Origin of the sequence: Streptomyces sp. NPDC006435 (genome assembly GCF_040612315.1) — a bacterium.
Taxonomy (GTDB): Bacteria; Actinomycetota; Actinomycetes; order Streptomycetales; family Streptomycetaceae; genus Streptomyces.
The window spans coordinates 1-18,381 of record NZ_JBEXPY010000002.1; the positions used below are offsets into that span (position 1 = coordinate 1).

The following is an 18,381-nucleotide window of genomic DNA, read 5'->3' on the forward strand; positions in this document are numbered from 1 at the left end:
GTCGGGGGGGGGCGCCGGGGGCGCCCACCGCCGGGGCACCCGCATCCGGGGCGGCGGCCTCGGGAGCGCCCGTCTCCGGAGCACCCGTCTCCGGGGCGGCCGTCGCGGCGCGCTGGCCCGCCGAGCCCTCGCTCGCGCTGCGGCTGCGGCGCACGGGGCGGTCGCCCGCCGCGCGCGGGGTGCGGGCCGGGCGGGACGGGGCGGGCGGGAGCTGCCCCTTCAGGGGGCCCCACTCGTTCGGGTCGGGGACGCCGGGCGGCAGCATCGTGCGCCGCTTCGCGCCGCCGTGCTCCGACTCTCCCGGCTCCTTCGCGCCCGGCCACGCCTTCGCGACGCGTGCCGCCAGCACGAAGTCCTTGCGCAGCGGGTGGCCCTCGAACCCCTCGGGCAGCAGCAGAGGCACCAGGTGCGGGTGCCCCTCGAAGTCGATGCCGAACATCTCGTGGGTCTCGCGCTCGTGCCAGGCGGCGCCCGCGTAGACGCCGACGGCCGTGGGCAGGACGGCGGCCTCGTGCGGAACGGTCGTACGGATCAGGAGCCGCCGGACCCCCTTGCCGGTCAGGGCCACGACATGGGCGCAGACCCGGAAGCCGGTGCCCGGTTCGTCGACCGCGCTCAGCCAGTCGAAGTAGGTGCAGCCCAGCCGGTCGCGGGCCGTTTCGAGGGCGGGGATCCAGGAGGCGGCCGGTACGTCGACGGTCAGCAGCTCGTGGGCGTGCTCGGCCGTCGCGCCCTCGCCGAAGAACTCGGCGGCGGCGTCCGGCAGCCGGTCGTGGGCGTCGGCGACGTCGTTGCCGGTCATGCGCGGTCCTCTCCCGGGGTCTGCGGGGCTTCCGCCCCCGGCACCTGCGGGGCCTCCGAGGTCTGCGAGGTTCCCGGAGCCTCCGGGGTCTGCGGGGCTTCCGGGGCGGAGACCAGGCCGCTGCGCAGTGCGGCGGTGGAGGGTCGGCCGCCGCCGCCCGTCGCGTACCGCTCCCCCAGCGACTCGCGGGCGATCTTCTCCTGGAGCTTGAGGATGCCCTGGAGCAGCGCCTCGGGCCGGGGCGGGCAGCCGGGGACGTAGACGTCGACCGGGATGATCTGGTCGACGCCCTTGGTCACGGAGTACGAGTCCCAGTACGGGCCGCCGCAGTTGGAGCAGGCGCCGAAGGAGATGACGTACTTGGGCTCGGGCATCTGCTCGTACAGCCGCTTCACGGCCGGGGCCATCTTGTCCGTCACCGTGCCGGAGACGATCATCAGGTCGGCCTGGCGCGGGCCGGGCGCGAACGGGATCACGCCGAGCCGGATGAAGTCGTGCCGGGCCATGGAGGCGGCGATGAACTCGATGGCGCAGCAGGCGAGTCCGAAGTTGAAGACCCAGAGGCTGTAGCGGCGGCCCCAGTTCAGGACCACCTTCATCGGCTCGGGTGCCAGGCGCGACAGGACGCCGAGCCGCTTGGGCTCCGGCAGGAAGGTCGGCACGGGCTGCTGCTCGGCTCCCCCGTCGTCCGGCGTGCTGGTCACGTCCATTCCAGGACGCCCTTCTTCCATGCGTAGAGCAGTCCCACGGCCAGGAAACCGAGGAAGATGAACATTTCGATCAGCGTCGTCGCCCCGTATCCCGGCGCGGCGAATACCGTCGCCCACGGGAACAGGAAGATCGAGTCGACGGCGAAGATCACGTACAGGAAGGCGTAGACGTAATAACGGACCTGGGTGTGTGCCCAGCCCTCGCCCACCGGGTCCACGCCGCATTCGTAGGTCAGGAGTTTTTCCGGTGTCGGCACCACGGGGCGCAGCAGTCGGCCGGCCCCGAAGGCGACGGCGACGAACAGCACGCCGATCACGGCGAGCAGTCCGACCACCGAATATCCGTCGAAGTAGTCCGACGCGAGAACGGCCGATGTCGATTCCGGCAGGTCCGGCAGGTCCGCCACGTCCGCCCCTCGCTCCCCTGGAATCCGTCCGGTGATCCGTACGCACGGGAGTCTAGGCCCTGTTAAAGGGAGGGTAAGCAGCCGCATCGGGCAAAAGAGTCCTCCGGGAATGCGCCGGGGTGGGGTTATCCCCACCCCACCCCACCCATGAGCCCCATGGCGTGCGCCGATCCGTACCGGCAGGCTGGACGCATGACCATGAGCCCCCAGGTGCCGGACGAAGACCGGCCACCGCCCGCCCGCATCATCCCCGACCGGTGGACGTGGAAGGAGATCGGCCACCTCCTGGCCGACCTGCCGCTGACCATCGTCTGGTTTGTCTACGCGGTGTGCATGATCGGTGTCGGCGTGGCGCTCACAGTCACCGTGGTCGGTCTGCCCCTGCTCGCGGTCTCGCTGCACGGGGCGCGGCTGATCGGCCGGGCCGAGCGGGGCCGGGCGCGGGCGCTGCTCGGGGTCCGGATCGACGAGCCGAGCCCGATGGTCCTGTCGCGCCGGGAGACGGGGTTCTTCCCGTGGCTGTGGTCGAGCATCAAGGACCCGGTGGGCTGGCGGGCCGTGCTGTACTGCTTCATCCGGCTGCCCTGGGGCGTGGTCGCCTTCGGGGTGACGCTGGTGAGCCTGATCGTGCTGTGGCCGGTGCTCCCGTACGTCACCCGGTTCCTCGGCAACGTGGACCGGGTGATGGTGCGCGGGCTGCTCTCGCCCTCCGACGAGCTGGAGCGCCGGATCGCGGAGCTGGAGGCGGACCGGGGGGTCGTCGTCGACACCGCCGCCGCCGACCTGCGCCGCATCGAACGCGACCTCCACGACGGCGCACAGGCCCGCCTCGTCGCCCTCGCCATGGGCCTGGGCCTGGCGAAGGAGAAACTCACCGCGGACCCGGAGGCGGCCGCACGGATGGTCGACGAGGCCCACGGCGAGGTCAAGATCGCCCTCCAGGAACTCCGCGACCTCGCCCGCGGCATCCACCCCGCGGTCCTCACCGACCGCGGCCTCGACGCCGCGCTCTCCGCCATCGCCTCCCGCTGCACCGTCCCGGTCACCGTCGGTGTGGACCTGCCGGAGCGTCCCGCGGAGGCGATCGAGGGCATCGCGTACTTCACCGTCTCCGAGCTGCTCCAGAACGTGAGCAAGCACAGCGCGGCACGCTCGGCGACCGTCGAGGTCTGGCGCAGCGGCGACCGGCTCATGCTCCAGGTCACCGACGACGGCCGGGGCGGCGCCAGTATGGACGGCGGTACGGGGATGGCGGGGCTGGCCGAACGGCTGGGCGCCGTGGACGGGCTGTTCGTCCTGGACTCGCCGGTCGGCGGGCCCACCACGGTCACCGCCGAGCTGCCCTGGCGCGACCGCGACAGCGGCGCGTCGAAGTCGAGGAAGGCCGGGGCCGAGCGCCTCCGGCACGGCTAGCACCCGCACCGGCCACGACGGCGCCCCACCCGCGTCGGCAACAGCACACACCGGCGACACGCACCGCCGGCACCCCGAGCAGCAGCAGGAACCGAGAGGAAACGGACACACTCATGGCCACGGCATACGGACCGGACACGCGGGACCCCCAGCGGTCCGGGGCCGGTCCCGGGGAGGTCTCCCCGCTGAAGAGACTGCTGCCCGCCGCGCTGCGGGCCCCGTTCGAGGCCAGGACCTGGCGCGAGGTCACGTACCTGGTGCTGAGCCTGCCGATCAGCCTGGTCCTGTTCAGCTTCTCGATCGTCCTGATGTCCCTGGGCGTGGGGACCCTGGTCACCTTCCTCGGGGTCCCGATCCTGGCCGGCACGCTGGCCCTGTGCCGGGGCTTCGGCGTGCTGGAGCGGGCGCGGGCGCGGGCGCTGCTCGGGGTGGACGTGGCGGCCCCGGCGCCGGTGCGCGGGGCCACCGGCGGCCCGATGTCGTGGATGGGCGCGTCCCTGAAGAGCGGGACGTCCTGGCGGCATCTGCTCTACACGCTGCTGCACCTGCCGTGGACGCTGATCGCCTTCTCCTTCGCGGTGCCGCTCTGGATCTGCGGCTGGGTCGTCGTCACGTATCCGCTGTGGCACTGGGCCCTCCCCTCGGACCTGACCCGCGACGGCATCCAGCTGTACTCCGACCGCAACCACACGACGTCCATCGACACCCCCGTCGATCTGGTGCTGTCCTTCGCGATCGGCCTGGTGCTCCTGCTGGTCATGTCGTGGGTCGTCCGGGCGCTGGCGGGCGTGGACCGGGCCCTGGTGCGCGGGCTGCTCGGCCCGTCCCGGCTCGCGACCCGGGTCTCGGAGCTGGAGTCGGACCGGGGGGTCGTCGTCGACACCGCCGCCGCCGACCTGCGCCGCATCGAACGCGACCTCCACGACGGCGCACAGGCCCGCCTCGTCGCCCTCGCCATGGATCTGGGCCTGGCGAAGGAGAAACTCACCGCGGACCCGGAGGCGGCCGCACGGATGGTCGACGAGGCCCACGGCGAGGTCAAGATCGCCCTCCAGGAACTCCGCGACCTCGCCCGCGGCATCCACCCCGCGGTCCTCACCGACCGCGGCCTCGACGCCGCACTCTCCGCCATCGCCTCCCGCTGCACCGTCCCGGTCACCGTCACCGTGGACCTGACCGACCGCCCGGCCCAGGCGATCGAGGGCATCGCGTACTTCACCGTCTCCGAGCTGCTCCAGAACGTGAGCAAGCACGCCCGGGCCACCCACGCCTCCGTCGAGGTCTGGCGCACCGGCGACCGGCTCATGCTCCAGGTCACCGACGACGGCCGGGGCGGCGCCGACCCCTCGACGGGCAGCGGGCTGGCCGGGCTGACCGAGCGGCTGGACGCGGTGGACGGCGTGCTGGCCGTGGACTCCCCGCAGGGCGGCCCGACCCGGATCACCGCCGAGCTGCCCTGGCGCGGCTGAGCCGGGCCCGTACGACGAGAGGCCCGTACGGCGGCGGGCCGGCCGTACGGCGGCGGGCGCCCGTACGACGAGAGGCCCGTACGACGGCGGGGGTCCGTGCGGCGCCCGCGAGCGCAACAGGACGAAGCCCGCAAGCACAACAGGACGAAGAGAACACCGCGCCACCGATACTGGGATGCTGGGGACCGTACGAACGGGACCGAACAGCAGAGACGGACCAGTGGGGGACGCGGCTTCATGGTGGAGGACAGGGTGCGAGTGGTCATCGCCGAGGATTCGGTGCTGCTCAGGGAAGGGCTGACCCGGCTGCTGACCGATCTGGGGCACGAGGTGGTCGCCGGGGTCGGGGATGCCGAGGCCCTGATCAGGACGGTGGGCGACCTGGCGGGGCAGGACGCCCTGCCCGATGTGGTGGTCGCCGACGTGCGGATGCCCCCGACCCACACCGACGAAGGGGTGCGGGCGGCCGTGCGGCTGCGGAAGGAACACCCCGGGATCGGGGTCCTGGTCCTGTCGCAGTACGTGGAGGAGCAGTACGCGACCGAGCTGCTGGCCGGGTCCAGCCGGGGCGTGGGCTACCTGCTGAAGGACCGGGTGGCCGAGGTCCGGGAGTTCGTGGACGCGGTGGTCCGGGTGGCGCAGGGCGGTACGGCGCTGGACCCGGAGGTGGTGGCGCAGCTGCTGGGCCGGAGCCGCAAGCAGGACGTCCTGGCCGGGCTGACGCCGCGCGAGCGCGAGGTCCTCGGACTGATGGCGGAGGGCCGGACGAACTCCGCGGTGGCCAAGCAGCTGGTGGTGAGCGACGGCGCGGTGGAGAAGCACGTCAGCAACATCTTCCTGAAGCTGGGGCTGTCACCCAGCGAGGGGGACCACCGGCGCGTCCTGGCGGTCCTGACATACCTGAACTCCTGACCCGCCCGCGGCCGGACCCGTGCGGCACACGGCGACTCGGCCGCGCCCCGTGCGATGCGGTCGTACCTCCATGGATAATTGACGACCTGTCAGATAACGTGCCGCCCCTCGGAACCGCCCGCCCGGATCGAAGCCCGCACGCGTTCCGGCCCACCCCCGGTCCAACCCCGGTCGAGGCCGGCGGGAGCGGTGGGGGTCCTAGCACCAAAGGATGAGTCCGTGAAGACCTCGGCGGGCGGCCGAGGGGCATACAAAACGCGACAAAAAGGGATCGATTCGCGTCCCGAGATCACGTCCATCATGTGATCGGTCCGGGGAAGGGGACCCTTGCAGTCGTAGGGTGGGCCATGGGGACCGTCGGCGGGCCGGCCGGTCCCGAGCCGCCGCCCCGAGGGAGGTCCAGTTCAGTGACCAGCCAGGTCAGTAGCCCAGCCGAACAGGCCGATGAGGCCAGCGAGGCGCTCGTCGGTGGACAGCGCGCCCCCCGCTCCGATCACGCCGGAGCAGGCGACAAGGAGATTCGCCGCCTGGATCGGGTGGTCATCCGTTTCGCGGGTGACTCGGGGGACGGTATGCAGCTCACCGGTGACCGTTTCACTTCGGAGACCGCGTCGTTCGGGAACGATCTGTCGACGCTGCCGAACTTCCCGGCCGAGATCCGTGCCCCCGCAGGGACCCTGCCGGGGGTTTCGTCGTTCCAGCTGCATTTCGCGGACCACGACATCCTCACGCCGGGGGACGCGCCGGACGTGCTGGTCGCGATGAACCCGGCCGCGCTGAAGGCGAACATCGACGACGTGCCGCGCGGCGCGGAGATCATCGTGAACACCGACGAGTTCACCAAACGCCCGATGGCGAAGGTCGGTTACCACACCTCCCCGCTGGAGGACGGGTCGCTGGAGGGCTACCGGGTGCATCCGGTGCCGCTGACGACGCTGACGGTCGAGGCGCTGAAGGAGTTCGGCCTGTCGCGCAAGGAGGCCGAGCGCTCGAAGAACATGTTCGCGCTGGGCCTGCTGTCGTGGATGTACCACCGCCCGACCGGGAACACCGAGGCGTTCCTGCGGCGCAAGTTCGCGAAGAAGCCGCAGATCGCCGAGGCGAACGTGGCCGCGTTCCGGGCGGGGTGGAACTTCGGGGAGACCACGGAGGACTTCGCCGTCTCCTACGAGGTCGCCCCGGCCGCCCATGCCTTCCCCGCGGGCACGTACCGCAACATCTCGGGGAATCTGGCGCTGTCGTACGGGCTGATCGCCGCGGCCCGGCAGGCGGACCTGCCGCTGTATCTGGGGTCCTACCCGATCACGCCGGCCTCCGACATCCTGCACGAGCTGTCCCGGCACAAGAACTTCGGTGTGCGCACCTTCCAGGCCGAGGACGAGATCGCGGGGATCGGGGCCGCGCTGGGTGCGGCGTTCGGTGGTTCGCTGGCGGTGACGACCACGTCCGGGCCGGGTGTGGCGCTGAAGTCCGAGACGATCGGGCTGGCCGTCTCCCTGGAACTGCCGCTGGTGGTCGTGGACATCCAGCGCGGCGGCCCGTCCACCGGGCTGCCGACCAAGACCGAGCAGGCCGATCTGCTGCAGGCCATGTACGGGCGCAACGGCGAGGCCCCCGTCCCGGTCGTCGCCCCGAAGACCCCGGCGGACTGCTTCGACGCCGCGCTGGAGGCCGCCCGGATCGCGCTGACGTACCGCACCCCGGTCTTCCTCCTGTCCGACGGGTACCTCGCCAACGGGTCCGAGCCCTGGAAGATCCCCGAGCCCGACGAACTGCCCGACCTCCGGGTCCGGTTCGCGACCGGCCCCAACCATGAACTGGCCGACGGCACCGAGGTGTTCTGGCCCTACAAACGCGACCCCGAGACCCTCGCCCGTCCCTGGGCCGTGCCCGGCACCCCCGGCCTGGAACACCGCATCGGCGGCATCGAGAAACAGGACGGCACCGGCAACATCTCCTACGACCCGGCCAACCACGACCACATGGTCCGCACCCGCCAGGCCAAGATCGACCGCATCACCGTCCCCGACATCACTGTCGACGACCCCGACGGAGCGAAGACCCTGGTCCTGGGCTGGGGCTCCACCTACGGCCCCGTCACCGCGGCCGTCCGCCGCCTGCGCAACGACAACCACCCCATCGCCCAGGCCCACCTGCGCCACCTCAACCCCTTCCCCGGCAACCTCGGTGACGTCCTGGCCCGCTACGACAAGGTGATCATCCCCGAGATGAACCTCGGCCAGCTCGCCACCCTCATCCGGGCCGCATACCTCGTCGACACCCACAGCCACACCCAGATCAACGGCATGCCGTTCAAGGCCGAACAACTCGCCACGGCCCTCAAGGAGGCCATCGATGCCTGACACCGACGTGGCCAACCAGCTCCTGAACCTGGTGCCCAAGGCCGAGGCCGAACAGTCCATGAAGGACTTCAAGTCGGACCAGGAGGTCCGCTGGTGCCCCGGCTGCGGCGACTACGCGGTCCTGGCCGCCGTACAGGGCTTCATGCCCGAACTCGGCCTGGCCAAGGAGAACATCGTCTTCGTCTCCGGCATCGGCTGCTCCTCCCGCTTCCCGTACTACATGAACACCTACGGGATGCACTCCATCCACGGCCGCGCCCCCGCCATCGCCACCGGACTGGCCACCTCCCGCCGCGACCTGTCCGTCTGGGTCGTCACCGGCGACGGCGACGCCCTGTCCATCGGCGGCAACCACCTCATCCACGCCCTGCGCCGCAACGTCAACCTCAAGATCCTCCTGTTCAACAACCGGATCTACGGACTGACCAAGGGCCAGTACTCCCCCACCTCCGAAGTCGGCAAGATCACCAAGTCCACCCCCATGGGCTCCCTCGACGCCCCCTTCAACCCCGTCTCCCTCGCCCTGGGAGCCGAGGCCACCTTCGTCGCCCGCACCATCGACTCCGACCGCAAACACCTCACCGGCGTACTGCGCGCCGCCGCCGACCACCCCGGCACGGCACTGGTGGAGATCTACCAGAACTGCAACATCTTCAACGACGGCGCCTTCGAAGCCCTCAAGGACAAGGACCGGGCCCAGCAGGCCGTGATCCGCCTGGAACACGGCCTGCCCATCCGCTTCGGCACCGACAACACCCAGGGCATCGTCCGCAACCCCGACACCGGCGATCTCGACATCGTCACCGTCACCCCGGACAACGAGAACCGCATCCTGGTCCACGACGCCCACAACCCCTCCCCGACCACCGCCTTCGCCCTCTCCCGCCTCGCCGACCCCGACACCCTCCACCACACCCCCATCGGGGTCCTGCGCGACGTCCAGCGCCCCGTCTACGACACCCTCATGGCGGAACAGCTCGACACCGCCGTCGAACAGCACGGCAAGGGCGACCTCGGCGCACTCCTGGCCGGCAACGACAACTGGACCGTCGCCGGCTGACCCGCACCACCCGCACCACCCGCCCATCGCCGTCCCGCCGGACGGGCCACACCACGGCCCGTCCGGCGACGACGTCCCTGGACCCGGCCCGGTCGGCGCGCACCATGGCGCCATGACCCCCGACCGCCCCGCGTACCGCATCAAACGACGTCTGCTCGGCAGGCCCCTCACCACGGAGCGCATCAGCGAGGAGAAGCTGAGCAACCGCACGGCGCTCGGGGTCCTCGCCTCCGACTGCATCAGTTCGTCCGCGTACGGCTCCGAGGAGATGCTCCGGGTCCTCGTGCCCGTCGTCGGAGCCGCCGCCTTCACCCTGCTGATGCCGGTGACCGGCGCGATCCTGCTGGTCCTGCTGCTCCTGACGCTCTGTTACAGCGATGTCGTCATGATCTACACCCGGGCGGGCGGCTCGTACGTCGTCGCGCGCGAGAACTTCGGGCCGAACGTCGCGCAGATCGCCGCCGTCGCCCTGCTCGTCGACTACATCGTCACCGTCGCCGTGCAGGTCTCGGCCGGCACCAACGCGCTGATCTCGCTCGCCCACCTGGTCGGGAACGACTTCACCGGCCTGGACCACCTCCAACTCCCGGTCTCCGTCGGCGTCATCGTGCTGCTCGCGTACGGAAACCTGCGCGGCATCCGCGAGGCGGGCCGGACCTTCGCGCTGCCCGCCTACCTGTTCATGGCCGCCGTCGGGCTCGTCCTCGTCGTCGCCGTGCTGCGCGAGCTGACGGGCGGGCTGCCGCACGCCGACCCGCACGCGGCCGGGGCCGTGCCGTTCGGCACCCCCGGCGAGGGCTGGCTGTACGGCGCCTCGCTCTTCATCGTGCTGCGCTCGTTCGCCAACGGCGGCTCGTCCCTCACCGGCCTCGAAGCGATCTCCAACGGCATCTCCGCGTTCCGCGAACCGCAGGGCCGCAACGCCCGCCGCACCCTGATCGCGATGAGCTGCGTGCTCGGCGTCCTGGTCCTCGGCGTCTCCACGCTGGCGCACTTCACCCACGCCGTCCCGTACGTCGACGGCACCCCGACCGTCATCGCGCAGGAGGCGCACCTCGCCTTCGGCGACGGGATGCCGGGGACGGCCGGGCTGGTCTTCGTGCAGCTGGCGACCGCGCTGGTGCTCTACACCGGGGCCAACACCCCGTTCACCGGCTTCCCGTTCCTCGCCAGTTTCGTCGCCGAGGACCGGTTCCTGCCCCGGCAGCTGACCCGGCGCGGACACCGGCTGGCGTTCTCCAACGGCATCGTCGCACTGGCCGTCGTCTCGACGGCGCTGCTGCTGGTCACCGACGCCAGTGTGGACCGGCTGGTGGCGCTGTACGCGATCGGCGTGTTCACCGCCTTCACCATGGCCGGTGCCGGGCTCACCGCGTACCACCTGCGGCGTCGCGAGCCGTACCGCCGGACGAAGATCGCGGTCAACGGGCTCGCCGCGGTCATCTCGGCCGCGGTCGTGCTGATCTTCGCGGTCACCAAGTTCACCGAGGGGGCCTGGCTGGTCGTGGTGGTCTTCCCGCTCGGCGTGTGGGCGCTGACGCGGATCAACCGCGAGTACCGGCGCGAGGCCGCCGCGCTCCAGAGCCTCCAGGCGCCGGGGGCCGACCGGCCCCGGGACCGCCGCCACCTGGTCTTCGTCCTCGTCGAGACGCTCGACCTGGCGACGATCAAGGCGCTGCGGTACGCGCACGAGCTTCGCCCGGACGAGATCAGGGCCGTGCACTTCGCGATCGACGAGGCGCACGGCCGGCGGCTGGCCGCCCGCTGGGAGGCGACGGCCGCCACGTCCGTACCCCTGGAACTGGTGGCCTGCCCGGACCGGCGGCTGCGCCACGCGATGGAGGAGCTGGCCGTCCGCACCACGCAGGACGGGACGACGGGGCTGACGGTGCTGGTGCCGCGGCGGATGTACACGAACGTGCTCGGCAAGCTGCTGCACCGGGGCACGGGCGAGCAGCTGGCCAAGACGCTGGCGCAGCTGCCGCACGTGGCGGTGACGATCCTGCCGTTCGACGTGTCGCGTGCGCTGCGCACGCTGGAGGAGGGCCGCGCACCCCAGCCGGACTGAACCCGCGGGCCCGTGCGGGGCGTGCGGAGGAGCTACGGCGCGCGCGAGGCGTCTGCCTTCTGTGCGTCGTACGCCTCGCGCGCCGCCCGCACCGCGTCCAGGCAGTTCTCGGTCCAGCGTCCCAGCGCCTCCACCTGCTCGGCGGCCTCCCGGCCCAGGTCGGTGAGCGAGTAGTCGACCCGGGGCGGGATCACGGGCTTCGCGTCCCGGTGCACGAAGCCGTCGCGCTCCAGCGTCTGGAGGGTCTGGGCCAGCATCTTCTCGCTGACGCCGCCCACCTCGCGGCGCAGTTCGCTGAACCGGTACGAGCGCTCCAGCAGCACGATCAGGATCAGGACGCCCCAGCGGCTGGTGACGTGTTCGAGCACCAGCCGGGAGGGGCACATCTGCCCGTCCGCCATCACTCCGGGCCACCGGCCCCGGTTGCTCACTTCCATGCCAGTACCTTACTTCAAAGTGGGTACTTTCGATTGGTAAGTGCACGTCTTACGGTGAGTTCCAGGAGCCCTGACAGGTACGGGCGCCACCCCCAGGAGGAGAAACCCATGAGCATCGTCGTCACCGGAGCCACCGGAGCGCTCGGCCGTCTCGTCGTCGAGGAGCTGCTGGCCACCGTGCCCGCGAGCGGGATCGCCGCCGTCGTGCGCGACGCGGAGAAGGCGGCCCCGCTGGCCGGGCGCGGCGTCGAGCTCCGTGTCGCGGACTACGACCGGCCGGAAACGCTGAAGGACGCCTTCCGGGCCGGTGACCGGGTGCTGCTCATCTCCGGCAGCGAGGTCGGCCGCCGCGTGCCGCAGCACACCGCGGTCATCGGGGCGGCCAAGGAGGCGGGCGTCGCCCAGCTCGCGTACACCGGCATCCTGGGCGGCCCCGACGCCGACTTCCGACTGGCCGACGAGCACCGGGCCACCGAGCGGCTGATCCTCGAATCCGGCCTGCCCCACACCTTCCTGCGCAACGGCTGGTACACCGAGAACTACACGGCCAACCTCGCCCCGGTCCTGGCGCACGGCGCGGTCGTCGCCAACGCGGGCGCGGGCCGGGTCGCCTCCGCCACCCGCGCCGACTACGCCGCCGCGGCCGCCGCCGTACTGACCGGCGAGGGCCACATCGGCGCGGCCTACGAGCTGAGCGGTGACGTCGCCTGGTCGCTGGCGGAGTACGCGGCCGAGATCGCGCGGGCCACCGGCAAGGAGATCGCGTACCGGAACGTCCCCGCCGCCGAGCACCGGGAGATCCTGGTCGGCGCCGGTGTGCCCGAGTTCTTCGCGGAGATCCTCGTCGATGTCGACGAGGCGATCGGGCGCGGTCGGCTCGCCGGCACGAGCGGCGACCTGGCCCGGCTGATCGGCCGCCCCACGACCCCGCTCGCCGAGACCGTGGCCGAGGCCGTCGCCGCGGCGTGACCGCGACGGTCCGGGCGCATCGCCGGACGCATCGCCGGGTTCCCCGCGGGCCGGAATCCCGGCCGCCGGGGCGCCTCCCGCGCGCCCCGGCGGCCGGTCGGCGCCCCGGCGCACCACTCCCGCCGCGAAAGCACCCCTGCCGCACCACCGCCCCCACCCGCCCCGCCGGTCCGGCGTCATGACCGTAATGCGATACGGGTATGACTTGCGGCCCTCACGGCGCTACCGTCATGCAGTTGACGGAGCAACCGAATCGGCAGCCGGGAGGGCCCGTGAAGGGGAACAACGAACAGCGAGCCGGACTCCTGTCCGGCTTCGCGGCGTACGGCATGTGGGGGCTCGTCCCCCTCTTCTGGCCGCTGCTGAAGCCCGCCGGGGCGGTCGAGATCCTCGCCCACCGGATGGCCTGGTCCCTCGGGTTCGTCGCGATCGCGCTGCTGGTGCTGCGCCGCTGGGCCTGGATCGGCGAGCTGGTGCGCCAGCCCCGCAAACTCGCCCTGATATCGGTGGCCGCGGCCGTGATCACGGTCAACTGGGGCCTGTACATCTGGTCCGTGAACCACGACCACGTCGTCGAGGCCTCGCTCGGCTACTTCATCAACCCGCTGGTCACCATCGCCCTGGGCGTGCTGGTCCTGGGCGAACGGCTGCGCCCCGCCCAGTGGGTGGCGGTGGGCATCGGCGCCTCGGCGGTGCTGGTGCTGGCGATCGGCTACGGACGGCCGCCGTGGATCTCGCTGACGCTGGCGTTCTCCTTCGCGCTGTACGGGCTGGTGAAGAAGAAGGTGAACATGGGCGGCCTGGAGTCGCTCACCGCCGAGACCGCCGTGCTGTTCGTGCCCGCGCTCGGCTATCTGCTGTGGCTGGGGGCGCAGGGCGATTCGTCGTTCGCCTCCGATGGGCTCGGCCACGCGGCCCTGCTGGCCTCGACGGGCCTCGTCACGGCGGTCCCGCTCGTCCTGTTCGGGGCGGCGGCGATCCGGGTGCCGCTCTCCACGCTGGGCCTGCTGCAGTACCTGGCGCCCGTCTTCCAGTTCGGCCTGGGGGTTCTGTACTTCCACGAGGCGATGCCGCCGGAGCGGTGGGCCGGGTTCGCCCTGGTGTGGCTGGCCCTCGCCCTGCTGACCTGGGACGCGTTCCGGACGGCGCGGCGCACCAGGATGCGGATGCGGGAGGCCCGGCCGACGACGGACCGGACGGAGCACCAGGAGCGGCCGCCGTCGACGGCACCCGTCTCCCGCGAGGCCGCGGACACACAAATTTAGTTACCCAGCTGCCCTTTTAACTCGGTTACGTTTTCCTGGGGGTCCACGGAACACGACCGAGGAGTCCGCATGCCCGCAACAGCGTCCGCCGTCCCCGTACTCGTCGTCGGTTCGGGCCCGACGGGTCTGACCCTCGCCTGCGACCTGGCACGGCGCTCGGTCGACGTACGGATCATCGACCGGTCCGAGGAGTTCCCGCGCAGCTCGCGGGCCAAGGGCCCCAACCCCCGCTCCCTGGAGGTCCTGGAGGACCTGGGCGTCGTCGGCCGGGTGCTGGCGGAGGGTTCCGCGCCGCTGCCCATGCGCAAGTACCGCGACGGGGTGCCGGTCGCCGACGCCGACCCGTCCGCGGGGGCGCACCCCACGCCGGACGCCCCGTACGCCCATGGCCGGCTGATCGCCCAGTGGCAGCTGGAGGAGATCCTGCGCGCCCGGCTGGCGGAGTACGGCGTCCACGTCGAGCTGGGCACCGAGGCGGTCGGCCTGTCGCAGGGACCCGAGTCGGTGACCGTCGCCCTCGCCGACGGCCGGAGCGTCGGGGCGCGGTACGTGGTGGGCTGCGACGGCGGCCACAGCCCGGTGCGCAAGATGCTCGGCCTCCCGTTCGAGGGCAGGACGGCCGAGGAACAGGTGATGGTCTGCGGGGACGTCGAGGTGGAGGGGCTCGACCGCGCCCTGTGGCACCAGTGGTTCGACGAGGACGGGGCCGTGATGCTGTGCCCGATCCCGGGCACCCGCACGGGCTGGTGGTTCCAGGCGGGGCCCGAGCGGGACGGGACGGGAGCCCCGGTGCCGCCCTCCCCGGAGAGCTTCCGGCGGCTGTTCGCCAAGCACACCCGGCTGCCGGGCGACCGCCTCACCGGGGCCACCCTGCTGTCCACGTACCGGGTCAACGAGCGCATGGTGGACCGCTACCGGGTGGGCCGGGTGCTGCTGGCCGGGGACGCCGCGCACGTCCACCCCATCGCCGGTGGGCTGGGCATGAACACCGGCATCCAGGACGCGTTCAACCTGGGCTGGAAGCTCGCCCGGGTCGCCACCGGCCGGGCGTCGTCCGCACTGCTGGACACCTACGAGGAGGAGCGGCTGCCCGTGGCCGCCTGGACGCTGGGCGTCTCCTCGGAGCGGCTGCGGGCCACCCTCGAAGCGATCAAGCGGCCGGGCGGCGGCCTGGACACGGCGATCACCGGGCAGACGACGGGGCTGGACCGGGGCTACCGCTGGAGCTCGCTCTCCCCCGCCGGTGCTGCCACTGGTGCCGCCGCCCCCGCCGCCGGCCTGCGGGCCGGTGACCGCGCCCCCGACGCCCCCTGCCGCGACACGGCGACGGGCGAGCCGGTCCGCCTGTTCGAGGCGTTCGCCGGTCCGCACTTCACGCTGCTGGGCTTCGGCCCGGACACGGCGGACGCGCTGCGGACGGTGGAGGCGGAGTACGGCGACACGGTCCGGGCGTACGGGGTGGACGCGGGGACCCCGCGCGACCTGACCGACGACGCGGGCCACGCCCGCACCGCGTACGGGATCGGGCCGGGCACCGGCGCCCTCGTCCTGGTCCGCCCCGACAACCACGTGGGACTGATCGCCCCGGCGACGGGGATCGGGGCGGTCGTGGACTACCTCGACCGGCTGGTGGGGACGGCCGGCGCGGCGTGACCCCGGTCGATGGGGCGCTCAAGAAGCGCCCCACCACCGGACTTCCCCCTCGCCTCCTTGCCCCCGGCCCCGGTCAGCAGAGCGCCCCGGCGACCTCGTCCATCACCCGCCGCCAGTGCGCGCGGCGCTCCTCGCGTTCCGCCGCGTCCGCCAGGTGTTCCTGGTGGAAGCGCAGGACCGACTTCGTGCCGCTGGCGCCGGGCGCGGGCGAGACGGTGACCTGGACGGTCGTGGAGCCGTGGGTGAGCCTGATCCGGCTGCCGGGGCGGTGGCCGCGCAGCTCACCGGCCACCCCGTCGGCCGTGCGGTACGGTTCGCCCTTCTCCGTGGGCAGCCCGCCCGCCCCCTCGACCGGCCCGAGCCAGAGCCGTACGCCCTCCCGGCCCGTGAGGAAGTCCCAGACGGCCGCCGGGGGCAGGGGCAGGGTCCGCGAGACGCCGATCTCCCAGCCCGCGTCCTTCGTCAGTCCGGTGGGCATCATGACTCCTTCGGAGTGTGCCGGGCGCGGTGCGCCCGTACCTTGTGGAGGTTTCCGCAGCGCTCCATCGCGCACCAGCGCCGCCTGCCCGGCCGCGAGGTGTCGACGAAGAGCAACTTGCAGCTGTCGGAGCCGCATTCGCGGACGCGGTCGGCGTACGGGCCGGTGAAGAGCTCCACCGCGTCCCGGGCGACCGTCGACAGCAGGGCGGCCCCGGTGGCGCCCGGGGCCCAGGCCAGGGAGCCGGTCGCGGGGTCGACGCGGGGGACGAGCGGCGGCCCGGCCGCCGCCGCGTTCACCACGTCGAGATCGGACCGGGCGAGGGCGCGGCCGTGCGCCCGGTCGGCGGCCAGGCGCCACAGCGCGGCCCGCAACTCGTGCGCCCGCGCCAGCTCCTGCGCGCTCACCGACAGGGCTGGCCCGCCCGGCAGCCGGCTCTCGCCCGCCCAGCGCACCAGGTCGTCGGGGGTGTGCAGCACCTCGTACGCGGTGTACCGCGAGTGCCCCCCGGTGGGCAGCAGCTCCAGGCACAGGGCCCCGGGATCGAAGCGGTAGGGACGGCCCTCCGGCGTGTGAAGTACCAGCCCCGGAGCGTCCGTTGACGACTCACTCATGTAACCACTATAAACGGTTTCCATGACCCTGCACTGGAAAGTCGTCATCGACTCGACCGACCCGCACGCCCAGGCCGCCTTCTGGGGCGAGGCCCTCGGCCACCTCGTGGAGGACCACAGCGTCCTGATCGAGCGACTGCTCGGCTTCGGCGCGGTCCCCGAGGACGTCACACTGATGACGAACGGCCGCCGCGCCTGGCGCGACCTCGCGGGGGTCCGGCACCCCGACGACCCGTACGACGAGGACAGCGGGGCGGGCCTCGGCCGACGGCTCCTGTTCCAGCGCGTCCCGGAGGCCAAGACGACGAAGAACCGCCTCCACCTGGACGTGCACGCCGAGCCGGGACGGCGCGAGGCCGAGGTCGAGCGCCTGGTGGCCCTGGGCGCGACGGTGGTCCGCGAGGTCGCGGAGCAGGGCGGCACCTGGACGACGCTCACCGACCCGGAGGGCAACGAGTTCTGCGTGCAGTGAGCCCCGGGCCGGTGTCCGGCCCTGCGCCCGGACCGGTACCCGGGGCCGGTACCCGGGCCGCCTCCGGCCGACCGGAGACGGCCCGGGCGGGACGCCGACGAACGGGGCGGGCCCGCGCCCCCGAACCGGCTGACGGGCTCAGCGGTCGCCGATGGAGGCGTGCCACTTCCCCCGGGACAGGTGACACACCCCGTCGGGCGTGATCCGGACCTTCGCGCCGAGCAGCGGCAAGGAGCCCTCGGTGTTGAGCCGGTTGCGGATGCGTTCCAGGGTTGTCCAGAGCCGTTGCGGCCCGCCCTGATGAACTTCGGGCGGGTCGGTCCACTCGGCGGAGGCCCTGGCCCATGAACCGTCCGGGTGGACGAGTCGGGCGGTACGGGTCCGGCCGCTGACCGCGTAACCGAGCTCCACGCCCGGTGCGACGACTTCCAGCATGGACCGCAGCTCCCACGCGTTCGCCACGTCCACCACGGGGTAGCGGCCCGTACCGCGCTCGTCCCCTTCCGCGTCTTCCGCGAGGGCGAACAATTCGTCGAGGGCGGGCGGGTAGTCGTCCCCGGCGCGGGTGAGCATGAATCCGGCGGTGTCGCGCTCCACCACTCCCACCACATCACCGTCGGCGTGCTTCCACCCGGTGACGATCAGGCAGGTCCGGCCGAGCGTGGTCGCGATGCGTCCACCGATTTCCAGCGCGGCGAGAACCGGGCGGAGCCCCGGCCCGGCGGGCAGACCGACCGTGGAGACGATCCGCTCGTACGAACCCGGCACGTGCTCCGTCGCGTCCGCCGTGACGAACTCCGGGTGGAGGCCCATGCGTGCGAGCCGTTCACCCGCCGCACCGGTCAGGTAGGGGTCCACGTCCAGGCTCGTCACGTTCTCGGCCCCGATGCGATGCGACGCGTACGCGGTGAGCCCACCGGCTCCGGTGCCCAGGTCGAGGAACGGAAGTCCCGGGCCGAGCCGTCCGTGCCGCAGCATCCGGACCACAAGACCCGGGAGCGTGGCGGAGGACGTGGGCAACCCGTCGGGGCGGTCTCCGGGCTCTGCGTGGTCGGCGTGCAACGGCCCGACCCTGGTGATCAACGAGCGGTCCGCGTAGGCCGATCGCAGCCACTCGTCCGGATCATCGGCGCCGACGCGGAGAACCCACCCACCCGAGTCGTCCAGGTCCCACCAGCGCGGGACCAGCTCGTGCCGGGGCACTCTCGCCACGGGAGCGAGCCACCGGGAATCCGGGTCCGCCACCTGGTCGGCGAGTTTCCCCGCGGCTCTCTCCCAGTCCATGTCGC

The 18,381-nt window shown here is 72.4% G+C and carries 17 protein-coding genes; 10 read left to right on the forward strand and 7 right to left on the reverse strand.

Annotated features, from left to right (window positions below):
- The 3 genes from ABZZ04_RS02100 to ABZZ04_RS02110 all read right to left on the reverse strand — a co-directional run.
- On the reverse strand, positions 1-802 hold an 802-nt coding region (locus ABZZ04_RS02100; protein ID WP_356930262.1), incomplete at its 3' end, for an NADH-quinone oxidoreductase subunit C.
- A complete protein-coding gene (locus tag ABZZ04_RS02105; protein ID WP_356930263.1) occupies positions 799-1,512 on the reverse strand; it encodes an NADH-quinone oxidoreductase subunit B family protein in 714 nt (237 codons plus the stop codon). The genes ABZZ04_RS02105 and ABZZ04_RS02100, both read right to left, overlap by 4 nt.
- Positions 1,503-1,910, reverse strand: coding sequence for an NADH-quinone oxidoreductase subunit A (locus ABZZ04_RS02110; RefSeq protein WP_356930642.1), 408 nt, complete (start codon positions 1,908-1,910; stop codon positions 1,503-1,505). The genes ABZZ04_RS02105 and ABZZ04_RS02110 overlap by 10 nt, the downstream gene beginning before the upstream one ends.
- 201 nt (positions 1,911-2,111) lie before the next feature.
- Here ABZZ04_RS02110 and ABZZ04_RS02115 point away from each other — a divergent pair, with 201 nt between their 5' ends.
- The 6 genes from ABZZ04_RS02115 (at position 2,112) to ABZZ04_RS02140 (ending at position 11,204) form a co-directional block, all read left to right on the forward strand.
- Positions 2,112-3,332: a sensor domain-containing protein gene (locus tag ABZZ04_RS02115; protein WP_356930264.1), complete on the forward strand. Its 1,221-nt coding sequence runs from the start codon at positions 2,112-2,114 to the stop codon at positions 3,330-3,332.
- Positions 3,333-3,445: 113 nt separating this feature from the next.
- Positions 3,446-4,801: a sensor domain-containing protein gene (locus tag ABZZ04_RS02120; protein ID WP_356930265.1), complete on the forward strand. Its 1,356-nt coding sequence runs from the start codon at positions 3,446-3,448 to the stop codon at positions 4,799-4,801.
- Between the two features lie 237 nt (positions 4,802-5,038).
- Positions 5,039-5,713 (forward strand): response regulator transcription factor, encoded by a 675-nt coding sequence (locus ABZZ04_RS02125; RefSeq protein WP_356930266.1) that lies wholly within the window; start codon positions 5,039-5,041, stop codon positions 5,711-5,713.
- A 407-nt stretch (positions 5,714-6,120) separates the two neighbouring features.
- The gene (locus ABZZ04_RS02130; protein ID WP_356930267.1) at positions 6,121-8,076 is read left to right on the forward strand and encodes a 2-oxoacid:acceptor oxidoreductase subunit alpha; all 1,956 of its coding nucleotides are present in this window, start codon (positions 6,121-6,123) and stop codon (positions 8,074-8,076) included.
- Positions 8,069-9,136: a 2-oxoacid:ferredoxin oxidoreductase subunit beta gene (locus tag ABZZ04_RS02135; RefSeq protein WP_356930268.1), complete on the forward strand. Its 1,068-nt coding sequence runs from the start codon at positions 8,069-8,071 to the stop codon at positions 9,134-9,136. The genes ABZZ04_RS02130 and ABZZ04_RS02135 overlap by 8 nt, the downstream gene beginning before the upstream one ends.
- 112 nt (positions 9,137-9,248) lie before the next feature.
- Positions 9,249-11,204: an APC family permease gene (locus ABZZ04_RS02140; RefSeq protein ID WP_356930269.1), complete on the forward strand. Its 1,956-nt coding sequence runs from the start codon at positions 9,249-9,251 to the stop codon at positions 11,202-11,204.
- A gap of 32 nt (positions 11,205-11,236) precedes the next feature.
- Here ABZZ04_RS02140 and ABZZ04_RS02145 read toward each other — a convergent pair whose 3' ends face one another.
- The gene (locus tag ABZZ04_RS02145; RefSeq protein WP_356930270.1) at positions 11,237-11,641 is read right to left on the reverse strand and encodes a helix-turn-helix domain-containing protein; all 405 of its coding nucleotides are present in this window, start codon (positions 11,639-11,641) and stop codon (positions 11,237-11,239) included.
- A 108-nt stretch (positions 11,642-11,749) separates the two neighbouring features.
- Between ABZZ04_RS02145 and ABZZ04_RS02150 the strand changes: the two genes are divergently transcribed.
- The 3 genes from ABZZ04_RS02150 to ABZZ04_RS02160 all read left to right on the forward strand — a co-directional run bounded on the left by ABZZ04_RS02150 (position 11,750) and on the right by ABZZ04_RS02160 (position 15,528).
- Positions 11,750-12,610, forward strand: a complete 861-nt coding sequence (locus ABZZ04_RS02150) for an SDR family oxidoreductase (RefSeq protein WP_356930271.1) — start codon at positions 11,750-11,752, stop codon at positions 12,608-12,610.
- A 272-nt stretch (positions 12,611-12,882) separates the two neighbouring features.
- The gene (gene rarD, locus ABZZ04_RS02155) at positions 12,883-13,875 is read left to right on the forward strand and encodes an EamA family transporter RarD (protein ID WP_356930272.1); all 993 of its coding nucleotides are present in this window, start codon (positions 12,883-12,885) and stop codon (positions 13,873-13,875) included.
- Positions 13,876-13,944: 69 nt separating this feature from the next.
- Positions 13,945-15,528: an FAD-dependent monooxygenase gene (locus tag ABZZ04_RS02160; RefSeq protein WP_356930273.1), complete on the forward strand. Its 1,584-nt coding sequence runs from the start codon at positions 13,945-13,947 to the stop codon at positions 15,526-15,528.
- Between the two features lie 73 nt (positions 15,529-15,601).
- On the opposite strand, the gene ABZZ04_RS02165 is transcribed toward ABZZ04_RS02160, so the two are convergent.
- A complete protein-coding gene (locus ABZZ04_RS02165; RefSeq protein WP_356930643.1) occupies positions 15,602-16,006 on the reverse strand; it encodes an SRPBCC domain-containing protein in 405 nt (134 codons plus the stop codon).
- A complete protein-coding gene (locus ABZZ04_RS02170) occupies positions 16,006-16,620 on the reverse strand; it encodes a CGNR zinc finger domain-containing protein (RefSeq protein ID WP_356930274.1) in 615 nt (204 codons plus the stop codon). The genes ABZZ04_RS02165 and ABZZ04_RS02170 overlap by 1 nt, the downstream gene beginning before the upstream one ends.
- Before the next feature lie 22 nt (positions 16,621-16,642).
- On the opposite strand from ABZZ04_RS02170, the gene ABZZ04_RS02175 reads away from it, so the two are divergent.
- Positions 16,643-17,092 (forward strand): VOC family protein, encoded by a 450-nt coding sequence (locus ABZZ04_RS02175; RefSeq protein ID WP_148838654.1) that lies wholly within the window; start codon positions 16,643-16,645, stop codon positions 17,090-17,092.
- Positions 17,093-17,230: 138 nt separating this feature from the next.
- Here the strand turns inward: ABZZ04_RS02175 and ABZZ04_RS02180 are convergent, their stop codons facing one another.
- Positions 17,231-18,376: a methyltransferase domain-containing protein gene (locus ABZZ04_RS02180; RefSeq protein ID WP_356930275.1), complete on the reverse strand. Its 1,146-nt coding sequence runs from the start codon at positions 18,374-18,376 to the stop codon at positions 17,231-17,233.
- Between the last annotated feature and the right edge of the window lie 5 nt (positions 18,377-18,381).